Raw genomic sequence first — 25513 nt, forward strand, 5'->3', positions numbered from 1 at the left:
GGAGACGAACAGTGGCATACGCGACTCAGCGATCATCCATCCCTGCTTTACACTGGAGAACGCGCAGGTAGTGGAGGACCGATGAAGAAGTCCAGGTAGACGCCGTTATTAGTGCAACCTAAGTTGGTTGGGTTCAGGTCCTGACTTATCGTTTGCTCTGAACGTCGGCACGAAATGTCCGACTACATCGCCCGATTCGGCCACAAGCCGTGAAACCAGCCTAGCGGGCGATAACGGCACGGTGGGCGCGGAACGCGTCAGAGTTCCGCTACCGCCGAGCACCCGGCTACGACATCGAAGCGGGAACGACAACTGGAGAGTCGACTGCAACGGGACCATCAGCGCTGCTGGTCTCCTACACGTCCGGGCGCAGTCTAGACGGAGGCGTTCGACGAAGGCCCGAATTCATCGAAGGCCTGATTTTTCTGAAGGCAGAGGCATGACGCAACTTCCTGGCCACCGGTCCCCCTCCGGCGGTGCCGGTCATGGGCACGGACCCACCGGTCTTTACGATCCGGCGTACGAGCACGACTCCTGTGGTGTCGCGTTCGTCGTCGACATGCACGGCCGCCGCAGCCGCGACATCGTCGACAAGGCTATTACGGCATTGCTGAACCTGGAACACCGCGGAGCGGCCGGCGCCGAGCCCAACTCGGGTGACGGCGCGGGCATCCTGATCCAGGTCCCGGACGCGTTCTTCCGTGCCGTCGTGGACTTCGAGCTGCCCGCCGAGGGTTCCTACGCCACCGGCATCGCCTTCCTGCCGCAGGCCCGCCGCGAGGCGGCCCGTGCCCGCTACCACGTCGAGAAGATCGTCAAGGAAGAGGGCCTGGCGGTTCTCGGCTGGCGCGAGGTGCCGATCGACGAGTCGTCGCTGGGCGCGCTGTCGCGCGACGCGATGCCGACCTTCCGCCAGCTCTTCATCGCCTCGCCGCCGGAGTCGGCCGAGCAGCTGTCCGGCATGGACCTGGAGCGCCGCGCCTATGTCGTGCGCAAGCGCGTCGAGCACGAGCTCGGCAAGCAGGGTCCCGGGGAAGGATCGGTCGGCCGCGAGACCGTGTACTTCCCGAGCCTGTCGGGCCAGACCTTCGTCTACAAGGGCATGTTCACCACGCCGCAGCTGCGGGCGTTCTACCTGGACCTGCAGGACCACCGGGTGGAGTCGGCGCTGGGCATCGTGCACTCGCGCTTCTCCACCAACACCTTCCCGTCGTGGCCGCTGGCGCACCCGTTCCGCCGCGTCGCCCACAACGGTGAGATCAACACCGTCACCGGTAACGAGAACTGGATGCGCGCCCGCGAGGCGCTGCTGAACTCCGACGCCTTCGGCACCGACCACGAGGGCCGCGACCGGCTGGAGAAGATCTTCCCGGTCTGCACCCCGGGCGCCTCGGACACCGCGCGCTTCGACGAGGTGCTCGAGCTGCTGCACCTGGGCGGCCGCAGCCTGCCGCACGCCGTGCTGATGATGATCCCGGAGGCCTGGGAGCGGGCCGAGTCCATGGACCCCGCCCGCCGCGCCTTCTACCGCTACCACTCGTTCCTGATGGAGCCGTGGGACGGCCCGGCCTCGGTGTGCTTCTCCGACGGCACCGTCATCGGCGCCGTGCTCGACCGCAACGGCCTGCGCCCCTCGCGCATCTGGGTGACCGACGACGGCCTGGTCGTGATGGCTTCCGAGGTCGGCGTGCTGGACATCGAGCCGTCCAAGGTGGTCAAGAAGGTCCGCCTGCAGCCGGGCCGCATGTTCCTGGTCGACACCTCGCAGGGCCGCATCATCGGCGACGAGGAGGTCAAGACCCAGCTCGCCAACGAGTTCCCGTACCAGGAGTGGCTGGACGACGGCCCGACCAAGCTGTCGGACCTGCCCGACCGCCCGCACGTGCACATGTCGCACGACCGCGTCCTGATCCGGCAGCAGATCTTCGGCTACACCACCGAGGAGCTGAACCTGCTGATCTCGCCGATGGCCAAGACCGGCGGCGAGGCGCTCGGCTCGATGGGCACCGACACCCCGATCGCGGTGCTCTCGGCGCGCCCGCGGTTGCTGTTCGACTACTTCTCGCAGCTGTTCGCGCAGGTCACCAACCCGCCGCTGGACGCGATCCGCGAGGAGATCGTCACCAGCCTGCGCAGCATGATCGGCCCGGAGGCCGACCTGCTGCACCCCAGCCCGGAGTCCTGTCGGCAGATCACGCTGACCTCGCCGATCCTGGACAACGACGAGTTGTCCAAGCTCATCCACATCAACGACGACGGCTCGCATCCGGGCCTGCGCTCGGTCGTGGTGCACGGCCTGTACCCGGTCAAGAAGGGCGGCAAGGGCCTGCGCAAGGCGCTGCAGGCCATCAACGAGCAGGTCTCGACCGCCATCGACGGCGGCGCCCGCATCATCGTGCTGTCCGACCGCGAGTCCAACGAGAAGCTGGCGCCGATCCCGTCGCTGCTGCTGACCGCGTCGGTGCACCACCACCTGGTGCGCGAGCGCACTCGCACCAAGGTCGGCCTGGTCGTGGAGGCCGGTGACGCCCGCGAGGTGCACCACATGGCCACGCTGGTCGGCTTCGGCGCGGCCGCGATCAACCCCTACATGGCCTTCGAATCCCTCGAGGACATGCTCGAGCGCAACGCGCTGCAGATGCCGGGCAGCACCGGCGATCTGGCCGCGGACTACGACAAGGCCGTCAAGAACTACATCAAGGGCGCCGGCAAGGGCGTGCTGAAGGTGATGTCCAAGATGGGCATCTCCACCATCGCCTCCTACCGCGGCGCCCAGCTGTTCCAGACGGTCGGCCTGTCGCAGGAGCTGTGCGACCAGTACTTCACCGGTCTCACCTCCCCGCTGGACGGCATCGGCCTCGACGACATCGCGGCCGAGGTCGCGGCCCGGCACCGGGTGGCGTTCCTGGAGAACCGCAACGAGCGCGCGCACCGCGAACTCGAGGTCGGCGGCGAGTACCAGTGGCGGCGCGAGGGCGAGTACCACCTGTTCAACCCGGACACGGTGTTCAAGCTGCAGCACGCCACCCGCACGGGCCAGTACAAGATCTTCAAGGAGTACACCAAGCTCGTCGACGACCAGTCCGAGCGGCTGGCCTCGCTGCGCGGCCTGTTCAAGTTCAGGTCCGAGAACCGTCACGGCATCCCGATCGACGAGGTCGAGCCGGCGTCGGAGATCGTCAAGCGCTTCTCCACCGGCGCGATGAGCTACGGCTCCATCTCCGCCGAGGCGCACGAGACCCTCGCGATCGCGATGAACCGCCTGGGCGGCCGGTCGAATTCGGGTGAGGGCGGCGAGTCGGTGACCCGCTTCGAGCCGGAGGAGAGCGGCGACTGGCGGCGCAGCGCGATCAAGCAGGTGGCCTCGGGCCGCTTCGGTGTGACCGCGCACTACCTGACCAACTGCACCGATATCCAGATCAAGATGGCGCAGGGCGCGAAGCCCGGTGAGGGCGGCCAGCTTCCGGCGCACAAGGTGTACCCGTGGGTCGCCGAGGTGCGGCACTCGACGCCGGGCGTCGGCCTCATCTCGCCGCCGCCGCACCACGACATCTACTCGATCGAGGATCTGGCGCAGCTGATCCACGACCTCAAGAACGCCAACCCGCAGGCGCGGATTCACGTGAAACTCGTCGCGGAGCCGGGCGTCGGCACCGTCGCCGCGGGCGTCTCCAAGGCGCACGCCGACGTGGTGCTGATCTCGGGTCACGACGGCGGCACCGGCGCCTCGCCGCTGACGTCGCTCAAGCACGCGGGCGGCCCCTGGGAGCTGGGTCTCGCCGAGACCCAGCAGACCCTGCTGCTCAACGGCCTGCGCGACCGCATCGTGGTGCAGGTCGACGGTCAGATGAAGACCGGCCGCGACGTCATGATCGCCGCGCTGCTCGGCGCCGAGGAGTACGGTTTCGCGACCGCGCCGCTGGTGGTCTCGGGTTGCATCATGATGCGCGTCTGCCACCTCGACACCTGCCCGGTGGGCGTCGCGACGCAGAATCCGGTGCTGCGCGAACGCTTCACGGGCAAGCCGGAGTTCGTCGAGAACTTCATGCTGTTCATCGCCGAGGAGGTGCGCGAGCTGCTGGCCTCGCTGGGCTTCCGCACGCTCGACGAGGCGATCGGCCGCGTCGACCTGCTCGACACCACCAAGGCCAAGGCGCACTGGAAGGCGGCCAAGCTGGACCTTTCGCCGATCCTCGACGATGTCGAGACGGCGTTCATGTACCAGGACCGCCGCCGCACCAAGGATCAGGATCACGGCCTGGACAAGGCGCTGGACAACCAGCTCATCGCCCAGTCCGCCGATGCCCTGGAGCGCGGTAAGCCGGTCAAGTTCGAGACCAAGATCACGAACGTGAACCGCACCGTCGGCACCATGCTCGGCCACGAGGTGACCAAGCTGTACGGCGGCGCCGGCCTGCCCGACGACACCATCGACATCACCTTCACCGGTTCGGCGGGCAACAGCTTCGGCGCGTTCGTCCCGGCGGGTATCACGCTGCGGGTGTTCGGCGACGCGAACGACTATGTCGGCAAGGGACTCTCGGGCGGCCACCTGGTCGTGCGCCCCGCGCTCAACGCCCCGAAGGAGTTCGTCGCCGAGGAGAACATCATCGCGGGCAACGTGATCCTGTTCGGCGCGACCAGCGGCGAGGCGTTCATCCGCGGCGTCGTCGGCGAGCGGTTCGCGGTCCGCAACTCGGGCGCCACCGCGGTGGTCGAGGGCGTGGGCGATCACGGCTGCGAGTACATGACCGGCGGTCGCGTGGTCATCCTGGGCGAGACCGGGCGCAACTTCGGCGCCGGCATGTCCGGCGGCCTGGCGTTCGTCTACGACCCGGACGGCAAGTTCGAGCACAACATCAACCCCGAACAGGCCGACGCCGTCGAGCCGCTGTCCGGCGACGACTTCACGTGGCTGCGCGACACCATCACCCGGCACCGCGACGCGACCGGATCGGCCGTCGCGGAGCGGATTCTGGGTGACTGGTCGCAGCAGGTGAACCACTTCGTGAAGGTTATGCCGCGCGATTACAAGAAGGTACTGCTGGCTATCTCCGAAGCTGAGAAGGCCGGCAGGAACGTCGATGAAGCAATCATGGAGGCCGCCCGTGGCTGATATGAGACGCACCGATTTTGTTGGGTGCGCCGGACAGGCGCGGAGGTCAGAGGCCGTTCATGGGTGACGCACAAGGATTTCTGAAGCACACGAGCAGAGAGCTGCCCCAGCGGCGGCCGGTCCCGCTGCGCCTGATGGACTGGAAAGAGGTCTACGAGGAGGGTTTCGCGCACGAGACCCTGCAGACCCAGGCCAGCCGGTGCATGGACTGCGGAATCCCGTTCTGCCACAACGGGTGCCCGCTGGGGAACCTGATTCCCGAGTGGAACGACCTGGTGTACAAGGGCAATTGGCGCGAGGGCATCGATCGCCTGCACGCCACCAACAACTTCCCGGAGTTCACCGGGCGGCTGTGCCCGGCGCCGTGCGAGGCGTCGTGCGTGCTCGGCATCAACCAGGACCCGGTGACCATCAAGCAGGTCGAGGTCGAACTCATCGAGAACGCCTTCGACGAGGGCTGGGTGGCCCCGGTCTACCCGACCCGGCTGACCGGCAAGAAGGTCGCCGTCGTGGGTTCGGGCCCGGCCGGTCTGGCCGCGGCCCAGCAGCTGACCCGCGCCGGCCACACGGTGACGGTGTTCGAGCGCGACGACCGCATCGGCGGCCTGCTGCGCTACGGCATCCCGGAATTCAAGATGGAGAAGCGCTTCATCGACCGCCGGCTGGCGCAGATGGAGGCCGAGGGCACCGTCTTCAAGACCGGCGTGAACGTCGGCGTCGACATCACCGCCGAGCAGCTGCGCGAGCGGTTCGACGCGGTGGTGCTGGCCGGTGGGTCGACCATCGCGCGCGATCTCCCGGTTCCCGGCCGCGATCTGGACGGCATCCATCAGGCGATGGAATTCCTGCCGCTGTCCAACCGCGTGCAGCTCGGCGACCCGATCACCGACGAGGAGGGCCTGCCGCCCATCCACGCCCGGGGTAAGAAGGTCGTCATCATCGGCGGCGGCGACACCGGCGCGGACTGCCTGGGCACCTCGCACCGGCAGGGCGCGGAGAGCGTGCACCAGTTCGAGATCATGCCGCGGCCGCCGGAGGAGCGCGCCGAGTCGACGCCGTGGCCGACCTATCCGCTGATGTACCGGGTCTCCTCGGCGCACGAGGAGGGCGGCGAGCGCGTCTACTCGGTCAACACCGAGCGCTTCGTCGGGGAGGACGGCAAAGTCACCGCGTTGCAGGCGCACGAGGTCCAGATGGTCAACGGCCGCTTCGAGAAGGTCGAGGGGTCCGACTTCACCCTCGAGGCCGATCTGGTGCTGCTGGCCATGGGCTTCACCGGCCCGCAGAAGAACGGCCTGCTCGAGGATCTGGGCGTCGGTTACGACCAGCGCGGCAACGTCAAGCGCGACAACGACTTCCAGACCACGGTTCCCGGCGTCTTCGCCGCCGGTGACATGGGCCGCGGCCAGTCGCTGATCGTGTGGGCCATCGCCGAGGGCCGCGCCGCGGCGTCGGCGGCCGACAAGTTCCTGGAGGGCGAGACGGCGCTGCCGTCGCCGATCGCGCCGACGACGGTCGCGCAGCGCTGACGTAGGGGCAGATTGTGAAGGTGCCCGCGGGTGTATGCCCCGCGGGCACTTTTCGTCGTGTCCGGTCACGACGGAAATCGGACGACATCGGGTGGCCGAATGGCACTTCGGTGCGGAGCCCTTTATTCTTGGCAGCGGTGTGTCACTGAACCAGCCATTCGGTCTGTTCCGCAGCGGCCGACATGTGCGTCGCCGGTTGGCCGGGAGTCAACCATCCGGAAATTCGGTGGCCCCACCATGATCGGCGAATTGTCCTCATGTCCCCGTGCCGGGGCAGGCTTGAACTGGAGCATTATGCGGTTGAAGAAGTTGGTCGCGGCGGCAGGGGCAGCGGCGGCGGTGTTGTCCGGCATGACGTTGTCCGGCACCGTACTCGGAAGCGGTACCGCCGCTGCGGATCCGGGCTGCCCGAGCCTGTACGTGGTCGCCATCCCCGGAACGTGGGAGACCGGTGACCACAAGCCCGAGGACATGACGGGTCCGGGCATGCTGTCCGGTGTCACCCGCGGCCTCCCGAGCTCGGCCGACGTCGACTACGTCTCCTACGCCGCGACGGCCTTCCCCTGGGAGGGCGACGTCTACGGCGCCTCCAAGAAGCAGGCGACCGACGGCGCGCGCGGACTGATCAGCCAGATGGCGGCCCGCTGCGGGGCCACCCACTACGCCGTCGTCGGCTACAGCCAGGGCGCGGACGCCGCCGGTGATCTCGCGGCCGAACTCGGCACCGGACTCGGTGTGGTGACGCCCGACAAGATCTCCGGTGTCGGCCTGATCTCCGATCCGCGGCGCTCGCCCACCGACGTTCAGGTCGGCCCGGTCGTCGGCGGCGCCGGTTCCGGTGGTCCCCGCGTCGGCGGCTTCGGCTTCCTGAGCGACCGCGTCCGGACCATCTGCGCCCAGGGCGATCTGTACTGCGCGACCGAGGACACCGACTTCATCACCCGCTTCGCCGGCTTCCTGGCGCAGGCGTCCGGCGCGTCGGCCGCCAACGTGTGGCGCTACCAGCTGGAGGCCGGGTCGATCATCGGCGACCTGATGTCGCACGGCGGTATCCCGACCCTGCAGTCGCAGCTGACCGAGGGCGCCAACAAGCAGCGTGTGGAGCAGCTCGAGGACTTCTACGGTTCCGGGGCGCACACCTCCTACGGCAACTACTCCGTCGGCGGCGGCCAGACCGCCATCTCCTGGATGCACAACTGGATCTCCGGCATGGCGTGAGCTGAATCTTCCTGAGACCGAGGGCCGTTCCCGACAGGGGAGCGGCCCTCGTTGTCTCCGGCGGATTATCCGAAGGAGCCGGTGGACGGCAGCTGCACGCCCGGGATCGGGCTCTGCTGGGCATCCGGCCGGCGGTGATCGCCGTCGCCGCGGTGGTCGCCGTCCGGCCCGCGGTCGCCGTCGCGGTGGTCGCCGTCCTGTCCGCGGTGGTCCTGATCGCCCGGCAGGCGCTGGTCGTCCGGCTGCAGGGCGATCGAGCCGGCGGAGGAGTTCGTGTCGGCGGTCGCGGCGAAGGCCGGGACGGCGACGGCCGTCAGCGAGACGGCGGCCAGAGCGCTCGCGGCGGCGAGCCGGACGACCCGGCGGCGAGCACGGGCGGGCTTGGCGGTCGAGGTGTTCGCGGTATTCGACAAAGCAGTGCCTTTCGATCGGAAAGTGAATCGTCTCCGTCGGATTCACGCTTCCCATCGAAGCGGCGCAGGCTGGGACGGAAATGCGACGACGCTGGCAGCTGACTGGGAAGAACGAACCCCCGCCGTTCCGGTGTGCCGGGAAGCGGCGGGGGTGCGGGGGCCGTATCGGTCTGTGGCTCAGCCGAAGGAGCCGGTGGGGGGCAGCAGCGGCGGGCCGTCGGGGCCGGGGTGGAACGGGCCGGGGCCACCCGGCCACGGGCCCTGTCCGGGACCGCCCGGGCCGTCCCACGGGCCGTCGTGGTGGTGATGACGCCAGTCGCCGTCGTGGTCGTGCCGGTCGACGGGGGCCGCGGAGGGGATGTCGTCGGCGAAGGCCGGGACGGCCACCGCCGCGATCGGCACGGCGGCCAGAACTCCGGCGACGGCGACGCGGGCGACGGTGCGCCGGGAGCGGGTCGACTTCCTGGTTGAGAGCAACGGAATGCCTTTCTCTAGGAGCGTGGGCCGCGTGGAGCGTGCGGCTCACGAAGTCCCATCGAACGTTCCGTCACTGCGACCGCAATCCGATCGAGCTGGCAGTTTCCTGGGAGTTCGGCGCCTTGTCTGGGAGTTCAGGATTCGGCGGCGAGGGTGCGGGGGAGCAGGTCCCACACGTGACCGTTCTCGTTGACCGTAGCCGCCGTGCGACTACCGGTGCGCGAATAGAGGATCCGCGTGATCGAGCAGTAGTCGATCGGGAAGGTCAGCGGGCGTTCCAGACCCAGTACATCCTGGAGCAGCACGTTGATCACCCCGCCGTGCGCGAAGACGGCCACCGTATCCGCGGGACTCGCGGCCGCGACGATCTCGTCGACGGTGCGCAGCACCCGCCCGACGAACGCCGGGCCGTCGATCTGCTCGGGCAGATATCCGGCTTTGATCCGGTCGTAGGTGGCCTCGAATTCACGCCGCGCATCCTCGATCGGGATGTAGACCGGCAGATCCCGGTCGTACTCGGCGAGATCGTCGAGCACATCCACGGGCAACCCCAGCTTCTCCGCCGCCGGCGCGGCCGTCTCCCGCGCGCGGCGCTGCGGGCTGCTCACCACCCGCGTGACGCGATGTGGCCCGCCCTCCATCCGCGTCAGTGCCGCGGGCACCCGCCCCGCCTGCTCGGCCCCCAGCTCCGTGAGCCCGGGATCGGCCGGACCGGACGTGGTGAACAGCCGCTGCGGCTGGGCGTGACGAACGAGAACGAGCTGCACCCGTCCCACTCTAGAAGTGCCCCGGGACGCTCAGCCGCGCGGCTTCACCAAGGGGAACGGCAGGGTTTCCCGGATGCTGCGGCCGGTGATCAACATGACCACGCGGTCCACGCCGACGCCCAGGCCGCCGGTCGGTGGCATGGCGAACTCCAGCGCCTGCAGGAAGTCCTCGTCCAGCTCCATCGCCTCCGGATCGCCGCCGGCGGCGAGCATGGACTGCTCGGTGAGGCGGCGGCGCTGTTCGAGCGGGTTGGTCAGCTCGCTGTAGGCGGTGCCCAGTTCGACGCCCCAGGCCACCAGATCCCACCGTTCGGCCACGCCCGCGACGCTGCGATGGGCGCGGGTGAGCGGCGAGACCGAGGTGGGGAAGTCGATGTAGAACGTGGGTTCCTCGGTGCGGTCCTCCACCAGGTGCTCGTACATCTCCAGCACGATCTGCCCGGCGTCCCAGCCGAACTGGTAGGGCACATCGGCCTTCTCGCACAGCGTGCGCAGCCGGTCGACATCGGTGTCGGGGGTGACCGTCTCGCCGATGGCCGCGGAGATGGCGCCGTGCACGGTCTTCACCGGCCAGTCACCGGAGATGTCGACCTCCTTCAGCGTGCCGTCCGGCCCGGGACGCAGCGCGACGCACCGTCCGTTGGCGGCGACGGCGGCCGCCTGGACGAGCTGGCGGCAGGCGTGCATCATCCGCTCGTAATCGCTGTGCGCCTCATAGGCTTCCAGGATCGTGAACTCCGGATTGTGGCTGTAGTCCACGCCCTCGTTGCGGAACACCCGGCCCAGTTCGAACACCTTCTCCATCCCGCCGACGCAGAGCCGCTTCAGATACAGCTCGGGCGCGATGCGCAGGTACAGGTCGAGGTCGTAGGCGTTGATGTGGGTGGTGAACGGCGCGGCGTTGGCCCCGCCGTGCACCTGCTGCAGCACGGGCGTCTCGACCTCGAGGAATCCCCAGTCGCTCAACGTGTCCCGCAGCGACCGCACCACCGCGCTGCGCTTGGCGAGCAGCTCGCGGGCCTCGGGGTTGATCGCCATGTCGACATAGCGCTGCCGCACCCGCGCCTCGGGATCCGACAGGCCCCGCCACTTGTCCGGCAGCGGGTGCAGGCATTTGCCGATCATCCGCCAGTCCTGCGCGAGCAGCGACAGCTCGCCGCGACGGCTGTGCCCGACCTGGCCGGAGACCTCGATCAGATCACCGAGATCGAAGTACTCGTCGAAGTCGGCGGCGCGCTCGGCGCCCACCCGGCCGCGATCGATGACCAGCTGGATATCGGCCGACCAGTCGCGCAGCACCGCGAAGATGACGCCGCCGTAATCGCGAATCCGCAACAGCCGCCCGCACACTCGCACCGTGGTGCCCTTGGGCGAGCGCCGCGCGGCGGCGACGGTGTGGGTCGGGGGATAGGCGACCGGGTAGACGTCCACGCCGCTCGCCTCGAGACGGCGCACCTTGTCCATCCGGACGCGCACCTGTTCGGGACGGCGGCCGTTGGTCTGCTCCAGTTCCTCCGCGGGCAGTTCGGGCGGGCTGCCGTCGGCGTGCAGGCCGGTCATGGTCGCCGGGACGGCCGAGTGGAGACCGGTGTGCGCCATGGCATCCGGCTGTTTGCCGAAGCGCGGCAGGAAGCCCTCGGCGAGCGCGCTGGCCATCGCGACGCGCGGCAGCTGGCGGCGATCCTCGAAGAGGAAGAACCGGGGCACCCACTGCGGCTGGTACTTCACGTTGGACCGGTACAGCGCCTCGAGCTGCCACCAGCGCGAGAAGAACATGAGCACGCTGCGCCACAACCGCAGCACCGGCCCCGCGCCGATGCGGCCGCCCTCCTCGAACACCGAGCGGAACACCGCGAAGTTCAGCGACACCCGCGTGATGCCGTACTGGCCCGAGGACAGCGCCAGCTGCGAGATCATCAACTCCATGATCCCGTTGGGCCCCTTGGGATCGCGGCGCATCACATCCAGCGAGACGCCCGTGCGACCCCACGGCACCAGCGACAGCATGCCCCACACCCGGCCCTCCGCGTCGACCGCCTCGACCAGCAGGCTGTCGCCGTCCAGCGGATCGCCGAGGCGGCCCAGGGCCATCGAGAAGCCGCGCTCGGTCTCGGTGTCGCGCCAGGTGTCCGCGCGGCGGGTCATCTGCGCGCGCTCGTCCGGGGTGAGTTCGTTGTGACGGCGGATGCGGACGGTGAACCCCTGCTTGCGCAACCGGTTCGAGGCCTGGCGGACCTGCTTCATCTCCGGACCGGCCAGCGAGAACTGACGGGTGTCGAGGATGGCCTCGTCGCCCAGCCGCAGCGCGGACAGTCCCGCGCGCCGATAGGCCGTCGCGCCGAATTCGCCGGCGCCCATCACGGCGGGCGCCCAGCCGTACTGGTCGGCCAGCCGTAACCAGGCGTCGATCGCCTGCGGCCAGGCCTCGCGCATGCCGATGGGATCGCCGGAGGCCAGGCACACCCCGAGTTCCACGCGATAGGTGACCGCCGCCTTGCCGCTGGGCGCGAAGACCACCGCCTTGTCGCGGCGGGTGGCGAAGTAGCCCAGCGAATCCTCGACATCCGACCGTTCCAGCAGGCCGCGCAGCGCCGATTCGTCCGTTCCGGTCATGGCATTCTCGGCCCGCTGCGAGCGGAACAGCACGATCACCGCGGCCATCAGGGCCACGAAGCCGAAGAAGCCCAGCAGCAGGTTGACCAGATGGGGCGGATGGCCGTCGAAGTTGTCGTTGCTGACCAGGATCGCCGCGGTCACCCGCGAGACGGCCCACAGCGGGCGCTCGGCGCCGCGCGGCAGGCTCCCGGGGAACACCTCGACCAGCGCCCAGCCGACCAGGCAGCCGATCACCAGGCCGCCGACCAGGACGCCCAGCGCGGTCCAGGCCGCGCCGCGGCGCACGTGCGTGTAGAACTCCGACCACGCGGCGATCAGCAGCCCGATGACCGCGGCGTGCACGATCAGCGCGACCAGGTCGTTGACGTCGCCCTCGGAGGCGAATTCGAGCGCGTTGGCGACGCCCAGCAGCGTCAGATAACCGACCAGCAGCCACCAGGCCACGCGCTTGCGGCTGGCGGTGGCGCCCGCGAGCAGGCCGATGATGAGCGCCCACACGAGGCTGGTGTCGGGGGCGTCGAAGTAATAGGTGTCCAGGTAGCGGCGGGGGACCTGGGTGATGAAACGCAGGCCGGGGGAGATGCTCCACAACGCGCACAGAGCGGCGAAGACGCCCAGGACGAGCCCTACGATATGCGGTACCTCGCGCAGCCGCCCGTGGCCGCGATGCGGCACCTCCGGGGACCGCGGTCTGTGCTCGGTGTCCTGGTGTTGCCGGTCCTGCGTCGAAGTCACCGCATCAGTGTGATCGCTGACCGGGCTCGTGCACAGAACATGGACGGGCATGTCCGTTCACCGGCCGGGGTCGCGGGGGCCGGTGCGGCCCGCCGGGCGCGACGGGTAATGATGTACCCCATGTCGGATCCAGTCGATGTGCCGATCGATGACGATGTCATACGGCTCGGACAATTCCTGAAGCTGGCCAACCTGATCGAGAGCGGCTCGGAGGCGAAGACCGTGATCGCGGCCGGTCTCGTGCGGGTCAACGACGAGGTCGAACTACGCCGCGGCAGGCAGCTGCAGCACGGCGATGTCGTCACTCTCGCCGGACACCGGGCGCGGGTCGCGAACGGCTGACCCTCACTCCGCCCGCACGACGACGCCGTCGGCGTCGCTGTAGAGCATCTCGCCCGGGACGAAGGTCACACCGCCGAATTCGACCGGCACATCGCGCTCGCCGGATCCGGTCTGCGTGCTCTTGCGCGGGTTGGTGCCCAGCGCCTTCAGGCCGATATCGAGCGTGCGCAGGATCGCCGAATCGCGGACAGCGCCGTTGACGACGACCCCGGCCCAGCCGTTGTCCACGCCGCGACCGGCGATGATGTCGCCGACCAGCGCCGTGTGCACGCTCGCGCCGCCGTCGACGACCAGGACCCGGCCCTCGCCCGGTTCGCCCAGCGTCTGCTTGACCAGCAGGTTGTCCTGGAAGCAGCGGATCGTGACGATCCGTCCGGCAAAGGTCTCGCGGCCGCCCAGCTGCCTGAATTGGGTGTCGCAGCTGCGGATGTCGGGGCCGATCTCGTCGGCGAGGTCTGCGGTCGCTACCGGATTGGCTGAGTCGGTCACGCCCGCCAGCTTGCCATGGCCCGCTCGCCTCGCCACGAGGGGTCAGGCCGTGACCGACAGCGTCGCCGCCAGGCCGAAGACCAGCGCCATCACCACCACCTCGAAAATCGCTCGGCGCAGCGAGGATTCGGCCGTCATCCGGTGGTCGCCCGCGAGCGGCACCCAGCGCCGGCGCCACCACCAGCCGAGCATCAGCAGTCCGGCCAGCAGTGCCGTCTTGGCCAGCAGGATGCGCCCGTACCCGGTATCGATCAGCGGTGTGAGGCCGCCCAGCCGGATCAGCCCGTTGCACACGCCCGTCACCGTGACCGCCGCGAGCGCCGGAAGCGCCCACGCCGAATACCGGGGCAGCACCGCCGCCCACTCGCCGCGGGTGCGCGTGACCAGGGCCAGTGCGGACAGCAGCCCGAACCACACCGCGGCGGCCAGCGCGTGCCCGGCGGCCAGCACCGAGCCGAACGCCTGCTGCGACATGTGCCCGGTGATCGGCCGCAGTACCAGCGCGACCGCCGCGAAGACCAGGACGAGATCGGTGGTGGCGTGCCGCGGTCGCCGGTAGGCCAGTACGCCGTAGCCGGTGATCGCGCAGGTGCCGATCAGGATCGCGATACCCACCTGGCCGCCGCTCACGTGCGCCAGGTAATCGCCGAACTGGCCGACTCCCAGCCGCGTCACGCCGACGCCGACCACCTGCGCCGCCTCGCAGCCGAGCACCGCGAGTTCCGTCGCCGCCCATACCCCGCCGATCCCGGCCAGCAGCCGCCACGGCGGGAGCAGCCGCTCGTGCAGGCGGGGCAGGGCGGCCAGGCCGAGCACCGTGGCCCCGGCGCAGTCGGCCAGCGCGCGCACGGGCGCCTCGGCCTGCACCGGATCCGGCGCCGCCAGCGCCCACGCCAGCGCGACGCCGAGCAGTGCCGCGGGGACGACCAGCACCAGCGCCGACCGCAGGGCGGTCGAACTGCCGCCGGTCGCCGCTCTGCTCACTGTCGCTTGCGGGCGCTTCCGCGGCCGAGCAGCAATACCGCCAGGACGCCACCCAGGATCACGACCGCCGCCACGATGAACACCCAGACCGGGATGCCGCCGGAGTCGCCGCCGCCGGAATCGCTCGCCGCACCGGCCTTCGGCCCTGGCGTGCCGTTACCGGGTGTGGTGAGTGTGAAGGTGCGGGTGCCGCTGACCGGATGGCCGTCCGCGGACGTCACCCGGTAGGCGATCGTGTACTGCCCGGCGGGGCCGAGCGCGCCCACCTCCACGCTGACGGTGGGCCCGTCCACCTGGGGCTGGCCCTTGTCCCACCGGTTCCCGTCCGGGCCGACCACGGTCAGCGACGGGAAGCTGGGCTGCAGGTTCTCGTTGAAGGTGATCGCGACCCGGGCCGGGCCCGCGTCGAGCTGCGCGCCGTCGGCCGGGTCGGTGGACACGACCGCCGAATGCGCGGCCGCCGGGCCCGCGGTCAGCGTCGCGAGGCCGGTGAGCAGCAGCGCGGTCAGCAGGCCACCGGCCAGCCGCCGGATCACGAGCGCCGTCCCCGGACGAGGGCGCCCAGGCCGAGCAGCGCGCCGATCGCGCCGAGGGCCAGGCCGATACCGCCGAGCCACCGGGCGGTGTCGTCGCTCTCCGATTCGGAGGCGGCGGCGGACGAGGCGTGGTCGTCCCCGGAACCGGCCGCCGCGAGCGTGAGTTCGGGGGCGGGGTGTTCGGGCTCCGAGCCGTCCGGGCCCATCGGCTGGTTCCAGTCGACGATCTTGCCGTCGCTGTAGGTCTGGGCGGCCGGGAAGCTCACCGTGTCCTGTTTCGGCAGCGGGCCGGTGGACAGGACGAAGCGCTGGAACTGGCCCGGCGCCACACCGGGATTGCCGGGTTCGGCGGTCCAGGTGACGGCGACGGCCAGGTTCTTGTCGTTCTTGTCGATCGAGGACGTCCAGCCGGGCATGGGCTCGGTGCGGGCCGAGACCAGCTCGGGCAGTGTCACTTTCAGCTTGGTGGTGGCGGCGGTCGCCGATTCGGTCGGCACCTTGAAGGTGACGACGGCGTAGCCGCCCTGCGCGGCGCCGGGCGCGTCGGCCGTGACGTGTGCGGCGGCGGTGCCGGTGGCGAGCAGGGCCAGCCCGGCCGCGGCGCCCGCCGCGACGAGGGCGCGCGAGATCGCAGGAGACATGGGAGATCTTTCTCTGTCGAGGGTGGGGTGTCGGGGGTCAGGCCGGCACCGGTGGCGCGCGGGGTGCGATCGCGCCGAGACGGAGAAAGGAATCCGTGCGTGCCGCGGTATCCGGCCGCCGGATCGCGCGGGCGGGCAACTCGGGTAGCGGGTGACTTCGGAGGGCCCGAACGGTCTGCGAGACAAGGTCGTACAGCCGACCGGCCGCGGCGATCAGCACCGCGCACAGCAGTGCCGCGAGCGAGTGGGCGAGCGCCATCCACCCGGTGGGCAGGTGCACGCCGCCGACGAGAACGTCTGTCACATGGGCCGAGTGCCTGCTCACGCCGCCGTGATCGTGACCGGGAGTTCCGGCCAGCACGGCATGTCCGGCCAGCTGTCCACTGGCCAGCACCGCGAAAAGTGCCGCCCGGCGGCGTAATCCGGCCCTCGGCGGGAGTAGCCCGACCGCTGTCCCGCCCACGACGGCAATGAGCAGCAGCAGCGTCAGCGCGGTCGAATCCGGGAATCCGCCACCGGCCCACCCGTGTGCGGCCACCACGAGCGTCATGACCGCCGCGCCGGTGAGTACACCGCCGGGCCCGCGCGTCGCGAATCCGCTACCGCCCCGGCCTGATTCGGGACCTGGACGATCGCGTCCGATGGGTCGATGACCCATGGAACGGGAACGCGACCGGCCGGGGTGGTGCATGAACGTGGGGTCTGAGTCTCAGCGCACGCCGAGGCGCGCGAGGATATCGGCCTCGATGCCGGACAGCTCGGTGGAGATGGAGGTGTGGACCGCGCGGCGGCGCTGCGGCGGCATCTGCTCGGCGGTGCGGACCGCGGCGGTCAGGCTGTCGAGGCGTTCGCGGGTGGCGGCGACGAACTTCGCGCCCTCGGCGTCGTCCTTACCGGTCTTGCCGGCGATCTCGGTGAGCGCGCCCTCGGCGTTGGCGACGCGCGCCTGCAGTTTGGCGCCGTGCCCGCTGAAGTCGGTGAGCTGATCGAGGCCGATGCCCAGGCGGTGGGCGCGGCGGGTGTCGATCTGCCCGCGGATGAACGTCGCGGCGCGGTAGGCCAGCGGGGCCAGCACCGGGACGAGTACCCGGGCCACGCCCAGGTACTTCTTGACCTGTCCGGCCGTCAGCAGGTCGCGGTCGGCCTTCGCGGCCACCTTCTCCGCGGCCTTCTCCTCCGCCTTCAGCGTCGCGATCTGCTGCTTGGCCACATCGCGCTGGGTGCGGGCGTCGGCGCGGTCGCGCTTGCGCTCGTTGCGGGCGCCGAGCTTGGCCTCCATGGCGGCCTTGTGCTTGAGGGCTTTCGCCTCGGCCTTGCGGTCCGCCCGCTTGTTGCGCTTGGTGAACAACCCCATGAATAAGGCCCTCTCCGACATGCTGGTTCGCGCAGGCAGCCGCTACCTGCCGTGTATTCCGGTGCACACACAGTTTGCGCCAACCCTAACTTGTTCCCGCGGGCCTCCGCGCGGGCACGCTGAGTTCGGGTCGCGGTGGTCGTGTTCGCACAGCGGATCGGTAGGCCGCTGTGTTCGGGTCGTAGACGAGCCACGTTCGCTGTGCCGGTCGGGTGGCCGCTGTGTTCGGGTCGTGGTCGCGGTAACGACCGGTGGGCCGATCCGAGACCGGGGTGTGCGGTGCGGTTCACGAGTGTGTCGGGGGTCTGGACCATACTGCTTACGTGTACTCGGGCAGCGGCGACCGCAACGGTCGCGACGACGACGGCGGGAGCGCCCCACGGCGGGTGGCCGCGGTGCGCGACGGCGCCGCCGCGACCGCGGGCGCCGAGGGGGGCTCCGCGCGGGCGGTCGCCCCGGGGGCCGGTCGTGAGATACCTTCCGCCGCAAGCGGATCCACCAGCGGCCGGGCCGCGTACGTCGACGCGCGGGCGCTGATCGGCTGCCGCCACCGGCTGCATCTGGAGGCGACGCATCCCGGCCTGCTGACGGGCGTGGCCGAGGACGCGGGGGTCCAGCAGCGCCGCGAGGCGGCCGCGGCGCACCGCGAGCGCGTGCGCGACACCCTCGTGGCCGCGGATCCGGAGCACTGGGTCGTGATCGACCCGGCGCAACCGGCGTCCGAGCGGGCCGCCGCCACGCTGCGCGCCTGCGCGGCAGGCGCCCGGCACATCTGGGGCGCGCTGCTGCCGCAGGAGCCCGATACGGGCCGCCGCGGCGGCTCGGAGATCCTGCTGCTCGATCCGGACCGCGGCGGCTACCTCCCGGTCATCGTGGTCAATCACAAGGTCACCGACCCGCGCCAGCCCGACCCGGCCGACTTCCACCCCCTCACCTCGGACCTCTACCGCTGGAAACCGCTGCCCGACAAGCACGTCCGCGTCCGCGCCCAGCCGCGCGACCAGCAGCGCCTGGCCCACCTGTACCGGATGCTGCAGCGCCACGGCCTGGCCAGCCCGGCCGTGGCCGGCGGCGCGATCGGTTACCACTTCGACCGGATCCTGGTCCACGACCTGGCCCCGATCCTCGACGACTACGACCTGCGCTACGCCGACCGCATCGCGGTGGTCCGCGGCGAACTGCCCACCGTCCCGTCCAAGGTGCCCGAATGCCGCCGCTGCCCCTGGTGGAGCCGGTCGGTGCCCGGTCCGGACGGTGATCTCCCCAGCTGCGAGCGTTGGCTGACCACGCATCGCGACGTCAGCCTCGTCGCGCCCGGTTCGCGCGCCGAACTCCTGCGCCGCCACGGCGTCGAGACCATCGAGGACCTGGCCGGCTGGACCGGCGACGACCCCGACGACTGGCAGTACGAGCCGTTCGCCGAGACCGTGGTCACCGCGCGCGCCTGGATCTCCGGCGCGCCCCTGGTCCGCCGCTTCGACCAGGTGCGGGTGCAGCGCGCCGACGTCGAGGTGGACGTGGATCTGGAGAGCTACCAGGAGTACGGCGCCTACCTGTGGGGCACCCTGCTCGACGGCGTGTACCGCCCGTTCGTCACCTGGGACCCGCTGCCCACCGACGACGAGGCCCGCTCGTTCGCGGAGTTCTGGGTCTGGCTGATGGGCGTGCGCGCCGAGGCCCACGCGGCGGGGAGAAGCTTTGCCGCGTACTGCTATTCGCGCACGGCCGAGGACAAGTGGCTGTACGAGTCGGCGCGCCGGTTCGCCGGTATGCCGGGCGTCCCCACCGAGGACCAGATCCGCGATTTCGTCGACGGCCCCGACTGGGTCGACATGTTCCAGGCGGTCTCCGAGCAGTTCATCTGCCCGAACGGCAAGGGCCTCAAGAAGATCGCGCCCGTGGCCGGATTCTCCTGGCGCGATCCGGAGGCCGGCGGCGAGGCGTCGATGAGCTGGTACCGCCAGGCGGTCGGCTACGACGGTGAATGCGATCTCACCCAGCGCACCCGCCTGCTCGAGTACAACGAGGACGACGTGCGCGCCACCCTCGCCCTGCGCGAGTGGATGGCCCCGAGCCGCCCCGGCGGTCGCAGCGCCGAGGCCGAGGTCCCGGCCATGTCCGACTTCCGAGAGCAGAGCCCCGTGCCGGCTCCGTCGCGGCCGTCGTAAAATTTCCGACGTGACTGAGCACGTCGAACAGCTGGAGTTTCAGGCCGAAACCCATCAGCTCCTGGAACTGATGATCCACTCGGTCTACTCGAACAAGGACACCTTCCTGCGCGAGCTGATCTCGAACGCCTCCGACGCCCTCGACAAGCTGCGGCTGGAGTCGTTCCGGGACAAGGATCTCGAGGTCGACACCTCGGATCTGCACGTCGAGCTGGAGGTCGACGCCGAGAATCGGATCCTGACCGTGCGCGACAACGGCATCGGCATGTCGCGCGACGAGGTGGTCGATCTCATCGGCACCCTGGCCAAGTCCGGCACCGCCGAACTGCGGCGGCAACTGCTGGAGGCCAGGAAGGCGCAAGCCGAGGCCGAGGAATTGATCGGTCAGTTCGGTATCGGCTTCTACTCGACCTTCATGGTGGCCGACAAGGTCACCCTCACCACCCGCAAGGCCGGCGAGACCGCCGCCACCCGGTGGGAGTCGGCCGCGGGCAGCTCCACCTACACCATCGAGACCCTGGACGAGGCGCCGCAGGGCACCGCGGTCTCGCTGCACCTCAAGCCCGCCGACGAGGAGGACCACCTCTTCGACTACACGCAGGAGTGGAAGCTCCGCGAGATCGTCAAGAAGTATTCCGATTTCATCGCCTGGCCGATCCGCATGCAGGTGGAGCGGACCGTCACCGAGGGTGAGGGCGAGGATAAGGAAGAGAAGACGATTCTCGAGGATCAGACGCTCAACTCGCAGAAGGCGCTGTGGACGCGCCCGAAGAGCGAGGTGTCCGAGGAGGAGTACAAGGAGTTCTACAAGCACGTCTCGCACGCCTGGGACGATCCGCTGGAGATCATCCCGCTCAAGGCCGAGGGCACGTTCGAATACCAGGCGCTGCTGTTCATCCCGTCGCATGCGCCGTTCGACCTGTTCCAGCGCGACCACCAGCGCGGTGTGCAGCTCTACGTCCGGCGGGTGTTCATCATGGACAACTGCGAAGAGCTGATGCCGGAGTACCTGCGCTTCGTCAAGGGCGTGGTGGACGCGCAGGACCTGTCGCTCAACGTGTCCCGCGAGATCCTGCAGCAGGACCGCCAGATCCAGATGATCCGCAAGCGCCTGGTGCGCAAGGTCCTGTCGACGGTGAAGGATCTGCAAGGCGCGGAAGACAAGTCGAAGTACGAGACGTTCTGGAAGGAGTTCGGACGCGTCCTCAAGGAGGGCCTGCTGTCGGACTTCGACAACCGCGAGACCATCCTGCAGGTCTCGTCCTTCGAGTCCACCCACTCGGACGAGCAGCCGACCACGCTCGCCGAGTACGTGGAGCGGATGAAGGACGGCCAGGACTCCATCTACTACATGACCGGCGAGTCGCGGCAGCAGATCGAGAAGTCGCCGCATATGGAGGCCTTCCAGGCCAAGGGTCTGGAGGTGCTGGTCCTCACCGATCCGGTCGACGAGATGTGGGTCGGCTCGGTGCCGGAATTCGACGGCAAGCAGTTCCAGTCCATCGCCAAGGGCGAGGTCGACCTGGAGACCGAGGAGGAGAAGAAGGAGTCCGAGGCCCTGCGCGAGCAGCAGGAGAAGGACTTCGGCGACGTCCTGAAGTGGATGCGGGAGACCCTCGGCGACAGCGTCAAGGAGGTCCGGCTGTCCTCGCGCCTGACCACCTCGCCGGCGTGCGTGGTGGGCGACGTCTTCGACTTCAGCCCGCAGCTGGAGCGCATGTATCGCGCCTCGGGCCAGATCATGCCGGAGACCAAGCGCATCCTGGAGCTCAACCCCAGCCACCCGCTGGTCACGGGCCTGCGCGACGCCTACGGCGAGAAGCGCGAGGACGCCGAAGCCGGTAAGGCCGAGGACCTCACCCAGACCGCCGAATTGCTGTACGGCACGGCGGTTCTCGCCGAGGGCGGCGAACTGAAGGACCCGGCCCACTTCGCCCAGGTCCTGGCAGACCGCCTCACCCGCACCCTGTAATTTTTCGAAACTCCAGGGCCCGCGCCGGAATTCGGTGCGGGCCCTGATCGTGCCCAGTGCGCTCCGAAAATCCTGCATCATGGTTGGTATGGACGTGCTCGATGCGGTGGCCGCGAGCTTGCTTGGGCTGGCTCGTCGTGACCTTCTGTGGATGACCTGGAATACCGTCCTGGCCTGGATTCCGGTGGCGCTGGCGCTGTTGGTGTTCCGTTCGGGGCGGGGCGATCTCATCGCGCGGTCGCCGGTGTGGTGGGCGGGGTTGGCGCTGTTCGTGCTGTTCCTGCCCAATGCGCCGTATGTGGTGACCGATCTGGTGCACCTGCGCGAAGACATTCATCTCGCCGGTGACGGCCCGGTCGTCTCGACCGTGCTGCCGTGGTACGCGGCGTTCATCATCTCCGGATTCGTCGCGTACTACCTGGCGCTGTCCGAGGTGGGGCGGTTCCTGGAGCGCAACGGGCTGGGCCGCCACCGGATCCCGGTCACCCTCAGCCTGCACCTGTCCTGTGCGGTCGGAATTTTCCTCGGCCGCTGGGCCCGGCTCAACAGCTGGGAACCGGTGGTCCAGCCGCGCGGCGCCTTCGACCGCATCCTGCTCGCCCTGAGCTGGTCCTGGGCCCCGGCGGCCATCGTCGTCCTGTTCGGCGTCACCGCCGCCGGCCATTTCGTCACCAAGGCCGTCGCCGAATCCACCGTCGACCACACCCGCCGCGCCCTGGTCCGGCTACGCCCCGCGTCTGATTCGAACTAGGGAAACACCAAGGCCCGCACAGCGTTCGCGCCACCGGGCCTGCAACGCCCGCGCGCTGTGAAGACTCGCACAGTGCGCTAGCCCGCAACGCGAAGGCCCGCACTGTTTACAGTGCGGGCCTCTGAAGACATCCGCGTCAGCGCGGCGCCATGCGCAGGGCGCCGTCCATGCGGAAGACCTCGCCGTTGAGGTAGTCGTGCTCGACGATGTACTGCGCGAGCTGGGCGTACTCGTCGGGGCGGCCCAGGCGCGAGGGGAAGGGCACGCCGGCCTCGAGGCCCTTGCGGTACTCCTCGGTGACGCCGGCCAGCATCGGGGTGTCGATGATGCCGGGGGCGATGGTGTCGACGCGGATGCCGAACTGCGCCAGGTCGCGCGCGGCCGGGATGGTCATGCCGGCGACGCCGCCCTTGGACGCGGAGTAGGCGATCTGGCCGATCTGGCCCTCGAACGCCGCCACCGAGGCGGTGTTGATGACGACGCCGCGCTGGCCGTACTCGTCGACCGGCTCGGTCTTGGAGATGGCGTCGGCGGCCAGGCGCATCACGTTGAACGTGCCGAGCAGGTTCACGGTGATGACCGTGCGGAACAGCTCCAGATCGTGCGGGCCGTTCTTGGACAGGATCCGTCCGGCCCAGCCGACGCCGGCGCAGTTGACGACGATGCGCGGCGGCACGCCGGACTCGACGACCTTGGCGATGGCGGCGGCGACCTCGTCGGCGCTGGTGACATCGGTCGGGATCAGGGTGACACCGGCCGGGACGCTGTCGCCGGCGCGTTCGATGGACTGCTGCAGGTCCAGGCCGAACACGGTCGCGCCCGCGTCGGCGAAGCGCTTGGCGGTCGCGGCGCCCAGACCGGACGCAGCTCCGGTGATGATTGCGGCGGAGCCCGAAATCTCCACGGTGTTTGGTCCTCTCGTTCGTGACGGCCCTTCGCTGGCCTTCCGTCAATAAGCACCCTAATGCGATGGGCACGGTGAACCGGCCGGGGGTGGCGGCCAGGCATTTGTGAACAGCCATGTTCTTCAGTGCTACCGTCGTCGGTATGCCAGAGCCGGTCAGCACCGCCCGCCAGCTGCCCCGCGGCCGTCACGGCCTGCCCCGGGAGGCGGTGATCGCCTCGCAGCGCGACCGCATTCTGGGCGCCATGGCCGACGCGATGACCGAAAACGGTTATGTGGGAACGTCGGTGGCCGCGATCATCAAGCGGGCCGGGGTGTCACGGGAGACCTTCTACGAGCAATTCCGTTCCAAGGAGGACTGTTTCGAGGCGGCGTACGAGCTGGCGGTGCGGATGCTGCTCGACCGGATCATGGAAGTGGCACGGGCACAGCAGGATTCGGTGACCTCGCTGGAGGGTCGCATGCACGCCCTGCTGACGGCCTACCTGGAGGGCCTGGCGAGCGAACCGGCGTACGCGCGGCTGTATCTCGTGGAGGTGTTCGCGGTGGGGCCCAAGGCGATCGCGCGCCGCGCGGTGCTCCAGGAATCGTTCGTCGAGGTGCTGGCGGGGATTCTGGACGCGCGCACCCCGCAGCAGCGTTTCGGATGCCAGACCTTGGTCGCCGCGCTGAGCGCCATGGTCACCACCCACGTCGCGGCCGACGACCTGGCCGGGCTGGACGCCCTGCGCGAACCGATGCTCGACCTCGTGCGCCGCAGCGGAGACCTGTTCGGGCAGGCGCCTGCTGAGCTGCCCGCAGGCGCGGCCTCCGAAGGCTGAGTGCCGCTGCTCGTTCAACGGGCTCAGTGCTGGTTGTCCAGGTGCAGCGATTCGTCGTCCTCGACCGTGGCGGGTACCGAAGCACGATTGCGCCGCACCAGCCACAGCACCCCACCGGCCGCCACGGGAGCCAGCGCGGCCAGGACCAGCTCCGGCGCCCGGCCCAGACCCGGGATCAGCGCGCCCAGCAGGGTCGCGGCGCCGATGTAGAGGAACAGCAGCCCCGACCCGGTGGCGATCAACCGCTCGGGCAGGTGCTTGCCGACGGTGATCCCGATGCCGATGGCGAGCGCCCCGGCGGCGACCATGCCCAGGACCGAGCCGGTCCACACCGCCAGCCAGCTGTGGTTGGAGGACAGCGCGATGGTGGCGAACATGGTCCGGTCGCCGAGTTCGGCGAGCAGGAAGGCCGACAGCACCATCAGGAAGGCCCGTCCCGGCGACCGGTCGCCGGACTCCTTCTCGACCTCGGCGTCCTCGTCCTGGGCGAGCGTTTCGCGCAGCGTCCACAGGCCGACCACGAGCAGGACGACGCCGGTGCAGATCGCGATCAGGTCGGTCGGCAGGGCCGCGCCCAGGAAATGCCCGACACCGGCGGCGATGAGATTGACCGCGACACTGGCGACCGCGATCCCGGACAGCACGATCCACCACCGGTAGCGCAGCGCGAACGTCAGCGCCATCAGCTGCGATTTATCGCCCAGTTCGGCGACGAACAGTACGCCGAAACTCAGCAATACCGTGGCGATCATGAATAAGCTCCCAGGTCTCCGGCCTGTCGGCCGAAGACGGGGCGCCTCGACCGACAACGCACCCGAACAATCGGTTGGTTTGTCATCGGCCGAAGGTCTCGCCCACCGGATGGAGCCGGTTCACGTGGCCGGACCCTGCCGGCGTCGCCGAGCGGGATCAGTATGTCGACCACGTGATTGGGGGCTACTCCCCTTCGCTGCGACCGAGCCTACCCTGAGTCGGCCTCGCGCGGCAACCCGCTGGTATCGAAATCGCAATGCGCGCAATAAGTTTGGCGATCCACGCCGAAGTTTTCGGGTACCCGTCCGAGTCCGGCAGCCGACCCGTTCGCGGCCGGCCGCCGACCCGATCTCAGGCGGCCAGCAGCATGGCCAGGACGGCGGTGTCGGGGTCGCTGATCGGGTCGACGCCCACCCGGCTGACCATCGTCGTGACCGTGCCGTCCGACTCCGCCTCCACCCACGCCGCGCGGTGTTCGAGGCCCAGGTGCGGTACTCCGGGCAGCAGGACGCAGCCCGAGGCCGCGCCCGAGCATTCCGGCAGCGACGGCCGGGTCTCCGAGGGGGGATGCAGCATGAGCAGCGCGGGCGGCGCGTGTTCGGCGAACCGGCCCGGTTCGACGGCCTCGTCGCCCAGCACCGGGCCCTCGGCCAGGACCAGGCCGACCGTGCCGGGATGGGGGTCGTCGGGCAAGTCCTCGCGCGCGCCGAAGACCGTGGAGGTGGCGAGCAGGCCCGGGAGGCTGGCCACCCGCACGGCCAGCACGAGTACCTGCGCCCACTCCTTGGTGGTGTCGGGCCAGCGGCCGCCGATCAGGAATCCCCGCAGCAGGCCGTGCGCCTGGAACGGCGTGACCAGCACCTGGTGATCGTTGCTGCGCATCGTTGCCTCCCCGAGGTGGTTACGGGGGCCGGCTGCTCGGCGACG

21 protein-coding genes are annotated in these 25513 nt (G+C 69.7%); 8 read left to right on the forward strand and 13 right to left on the reverse strand.

The window, feature by feature from the left end:
* The first annotated feature begins 439 nt into the window (after positions 1 to 439).
* The 3 genes from gltB (at position 440) to ON41_RS01510 (ending at position 7863) form a co-directional block, all read left to right on the forward strand.
* Complete coding sequence (gltB, locus tag ON41_RS01500) at positions 440 to 5116, forward strand: glutamate synthase large subunit (RefSeq protein ID WP_040744294.1); 4677 nt, start codon at positions 440 to 442, stop codon at positions 5114 to 5116.
* A gap of 59 nt (positions 5117 to 5175) precedes the next feature.
* Positions 5176 to 6645 (forward strand): glutamate synthase subunit beta, encoded by a 1470-nt coding sequence (locus ON41_RS01505; protein WP_040744296.1) that lies wholly within the window; start codon positions 5176 to 5178, stop codon positions 6643 to 6645.
* Positions 6646 to 6939: 294 nt separating this feature from the next.
* A complete protein-coding gene (locus ON41_RS01510; protein WP_083905074.1) occupies positions 6940 to 7863 on the forward strand; it encodes a cutinase family protein in 924 nt (307 codons plus the stop codon).
* A 65-nt stretch (positions 7864 to 7928) separates the two neighbouring features.
* On the opposite strand, the gene ON41_RS01515 is transcribed toward ON41_RS01510, so the two are convergent.
* The 4 genes from ON41_RS01515 to lysX form a co-directional block, all read right to left on the reverse strand.
* Positions 7929 to 8276: a hypothetical protein gene (locus tag ON41_RS01515; RefSeq protein ID WP_040744297.1), complete on the reverse strand. Its 348-nt coding sequence runs from the start codon at positions 8274 to 8276 to the stop codon at positions 7929 to 7931.
* Positions 8277 to 8453: 177 nt separating this feature from the next.
* Entirely contained in the window at positions 8454 to 8753 is a 300-nt protein-coding gene (locus ON41_RS01520) for a hypothetical protein (RefSeq protein WP_157185326.1), read from the reverse strand.
* 134 nt (positions 8754 to 8887) lie between these two features.
* On the reverse strand, positions 8888 to 9520 hold the full coding sequence (locus ON41_RS01525; protein WP_040744300.1) for a histidine phosphatase family protein: 633 nt from the start codon (positions 9518 to 9520) through the stop codon (positions 8888 to 8890).
* A 30-nt stretch (positions 9521 to 9550) separates the two neighbouring features.
* Positions 9551 to 12871, reverse strand: coding sequence for a bifunctional lysylphosphatidylglycerol synthetase/lysine--tRNA ligase LysX (gene lysX / locus ON41_RS01530; protein WP_040744567.1), 3321 nt, complete (start codon positions 12869 to 12871; stop codon positions 9551 to 9553).
* A 120-nt stretch (positions 12872 to 12991) separates the two neighbouring features.
* Between lysX and ON41_RS01535 the strand changes: the two genes are divergently transcribed.
* The gene (locus ON41_RS01535) at positions 12992 to 13213 is read left to right on the forward strand and encodes an RNA-binding S4 domain-containing protein (RefSeq protein ID WP_040744569.1); all 222 of its coding nucleotides are present in this window, start codon (positions 12992 to 12994) and stop codon (positions 13211 to 13213) included.
* A gap of 3 nt (positions 13214 to 13216) precedes the next feature.
* On the opposite strand, the gene rraA is transcribed toward ON41_RS01535, so the two are convergent.
* From rraA to ON41_RS01565, 6 genes are all read right to left on the reverse strand, one after another.
* Positions 13217 to 13702: a ribonuclease E activity regulator RraA gene (gene rraA / locus ON41_RS01540; RefSeq protein WP_040744302.1), complete on the reverse strand. Its 486-nt coding sequence runs from the start codon at positions 13700 to 13702 to the stop codon at positions 13217 to 13219.
* A 42-nt stretch (positions 13703 to 13744) separates the two neighbouring features.
* Positions 13745 to 14686 carry a CopD family protein gene (locus ON41_RS01545; protein WP_051160844.1) on the reverse strand — a complete coding sequence of 314 codons (942 nt, stop codon included), beginning with the start codon at positions 14684 to 14686 and terminating at the stop codon, positions 13745 to 13747.
* Complete coding sequence (locus ON41_RS01550; protein WP_040744572.1) at positions 14683 to 15219, reverse strand: copper resistance CopC family protein; 537 nt, start codon at positions 15217 to 15219, stop codon at positions 14683 to 14685. The genes ON41_RS01545 and ON41_RS01550 overlap by 4 nt, the downstream gene beginning before the upstream one ends.
* Entirely contained in the window at positions 15219 to 15863 is a 645-nt protein-coding gene (locus tag ON41_RS01555; RefSeq protein ID WP_040744303.1) for a YcnI family protein, read from the reverse strand. The genes ON41_RS01550 and ON41_RS01555 overlap by 1 nt, the downstream gene beginning before the upstream one ends.
* Before the next feature lie 37 nt (positions 15864 to 15900).
* Positions 15901 to 16413, reverse strand: coding sequence for a hypothetical protein (locus ON41_RS01560; protein WP_051160845.1), 513 nt, complete (start codon positions 16411 to 16413; stop codon positions 15901 to 15903).
* Positions 16414 to 16572: 159 nt separating this feature from the next.
* Positions 16573 to 17217: a DUF6474 family protein gene (locus ON41_RS01565; RefSeq protein ID WP_040744304.1), complete on the reverse strand. Its 645-nt coding sequence runs from the start codon at positions 17215 to 17217 to the stop codon at positions 16573 to 16575.
* A gap of 323 nt (positions 17218 to 17540) precedes the next feature.
* On the opposite strand from ON41_RS01565, the gene ON41_RS01570 reads away from it, so the two are divergent.
* From ON41_RS01570 to ON41_RS01580, 3 genes are all read left to right on the forward strand, one after another.
* Positions 17541 to 19385, forward strand: a complete 1845-nt coding sequence (locus tag ON41_RS01570) for a TM0106 family RecB-like putative nuclease (protein WP_063709813.1) — start codon at positions 17541 to 17543, stop codon at positions 19383 to 19385.
* Positions 19386 to 19395: 10 nt separating this feature from the next.
* Entirely contained in the window at positions 19396 to 21357 is a 1962-nt protein-coding gene (gene htpG, locus ON41_RS01575; protein ID WP_040744306.1) for a molecular chaperone HtpG, read from the forward strand.
* 88 nt (positions 21358 to 21445) lie between these two features.
* Positions 21446 to 22108 (forward strand): DUF1361 domain-containing protein, encoded by a 663-nt coding sequence (locus tag ON41_RS01580; protein WP_051160846.1) that lies wholly within the window; start codon positions 21446 to 21448, stop codon positions 22106 to 22108.
* Positions 22109 to 22244: 136 nt separating this feature from the next.
* On the opposite strand, the gene ON41_RS01585 is transcribed toward ON41_RS01580, so the two are convergent.
* Positions 22245 to 23012 (reverse strand): SDR family NAD(P)-dependent oxidoreductase, encoded by a 768-nt coding sequence (locus ON41_RS01585; RefSeq protein ID WP_040744308.1) that lies wholly within the window; start codon positions 23010 to 23012, stop codon positions 22245 to 22247.
* A gap of 143 nt (positions 23013 to 23155) precedes the next feature.
* On the opposite strand from ON41_RS01585, the gene ON41_RS01590 reads away from it, so the two are divergent.
* Positions 23156 to 23833, forward strand: a complete 678-nt coding sequence (locus tag ON41_RS01590) for a TetR/AcrR family transcriptional regulator (protein WP_040744578.1) — start codon at positions 23156 to 23158, stop codon at positions 23831 to 23833.
* 23 nt (positions 23834 to 23856) lie between these two features.
* Here ON41_RS01590 and ON41_RS01595 read toward each other — a convergent pair whose 3' ends face one another.
* Both ON41_RS01595 and ON41_RS01600 read right to left on the reverse strand, forming a co-directional pair.
* Positions 23857 to 24585, reverse strand: a complete 729-nt coding sequence (locus ON41_RS01595; protein ID WP_040744310.1) for a TMEM165/GDT1 family protein — start codon at positions 24583 to 24585, stop codon at positions 23857 to 23859.
* A 352-nt stretch (positions 24586 to 24937) separates the two neighbouring features.
* On the reverse strand, positions 24938 to 25468 hold the full coding sequence (locus ON41_RS01600; protein WP_040744312.1) for a hypothetical protein: 531 nt from the start codon (positions 25466 to 25468) through the stop codon (positions 24938 to 24940).
* Positions 25469 to 25513 lie beyond the last annotated feature (45 nt).

The sequence above is a fragment of the Nocardia transvalensis NBRC 15921 genome, assembly GCF_000308875.1.
Taxonomy (GTDB): Bacteria; Actinomycetota; Actinomycetes; order Mycobacteriales; family Mycobacteriaceae; genus Nocardia; species Nocardia transvalensis.

Excerpts from the sequence above, each read along its gene's own strand:
- ON41_RS01510 (WP_083905074.1), top strand. The coding sequence starts at position 6,940 with ATGCGGTTGAAGAAGTTGGTCGCGGCGGCAGGGGCAGCGGCGGCGGTG.
- ON41_RS01565 (WP_040744304.1), bottom strand. The coding sequence starts at position 17,217 with ATGGGGTTGTTCACCAAGCGCAACAAGCGGGCGGACCGCAAGGCCGAG.
- ON41_RS01590 (WP_040744578.1), top strand. The coding sequence starts at position 23,156 with ATGCCAGAGCCGGTCAGCACCGCCCGCCAGCTGCCCCGCGGCCGTCAC.
- ON41_RS01600 (WP_040744312.1), bottom strand. The coding sequence starts at position 25,468 with ATGCGCAGCAACGATCACCAGGTGCTGGTCACGCCGTTCCAGGCGCAC.
- ON41_RS01555 (WP_040744303.1), bottom strand. The coding sequence starts at position 15,863 with ATGTCTCCTGCGATCTCGCGCGCCCTCGTCGCGGCGGGCGCCGCGGCC.
- gltB (WP_040744294.1), top strand. The coding sequence starts at position 440 with ATGACGCAACTTCCTGGCCACCGGTCCCCCTCCGGCGGTGCCGGTCAT.
- ON41_RS01595 (WP_040744310.1), bottom strand. The coding sequence starts at position 24,585 with ATGATCGCCACGGTATTGCTGAGTTTCGGCGTACTGTTCGTCGCCGAA.
- ON41_RS01535 (WP_040744569.1), top strand. The coding sequence starts at position 12,992 with ATGTCGGATCCAGTCGATGTGCCGATCGATGACGATGTCATACGGCTC.
- ON41_RS01505 (WP_040744296.1), top strand. The coding sequence starts at position 5,176 with ATGGGTGACGCACAAGGATTTCTGAAGCACACGAGCAGAGAGCTGCCC.
- ON41_RS01580 (WP_051160846.1), top strand. The coding sequence starts at position 21,446 with ATGGACGTGCTCGATGCGGTGGCCGCGAGCTTGCTTGGGCTGGCTCGT.
- ON41_RS01560 (WP_051160845.1), bottom strand. The coding sequence starts at position 16,413 with ATGACGCTCGTGGTGGCCGCACACGGGTGGGCCGGTGGCGGATTCCCG.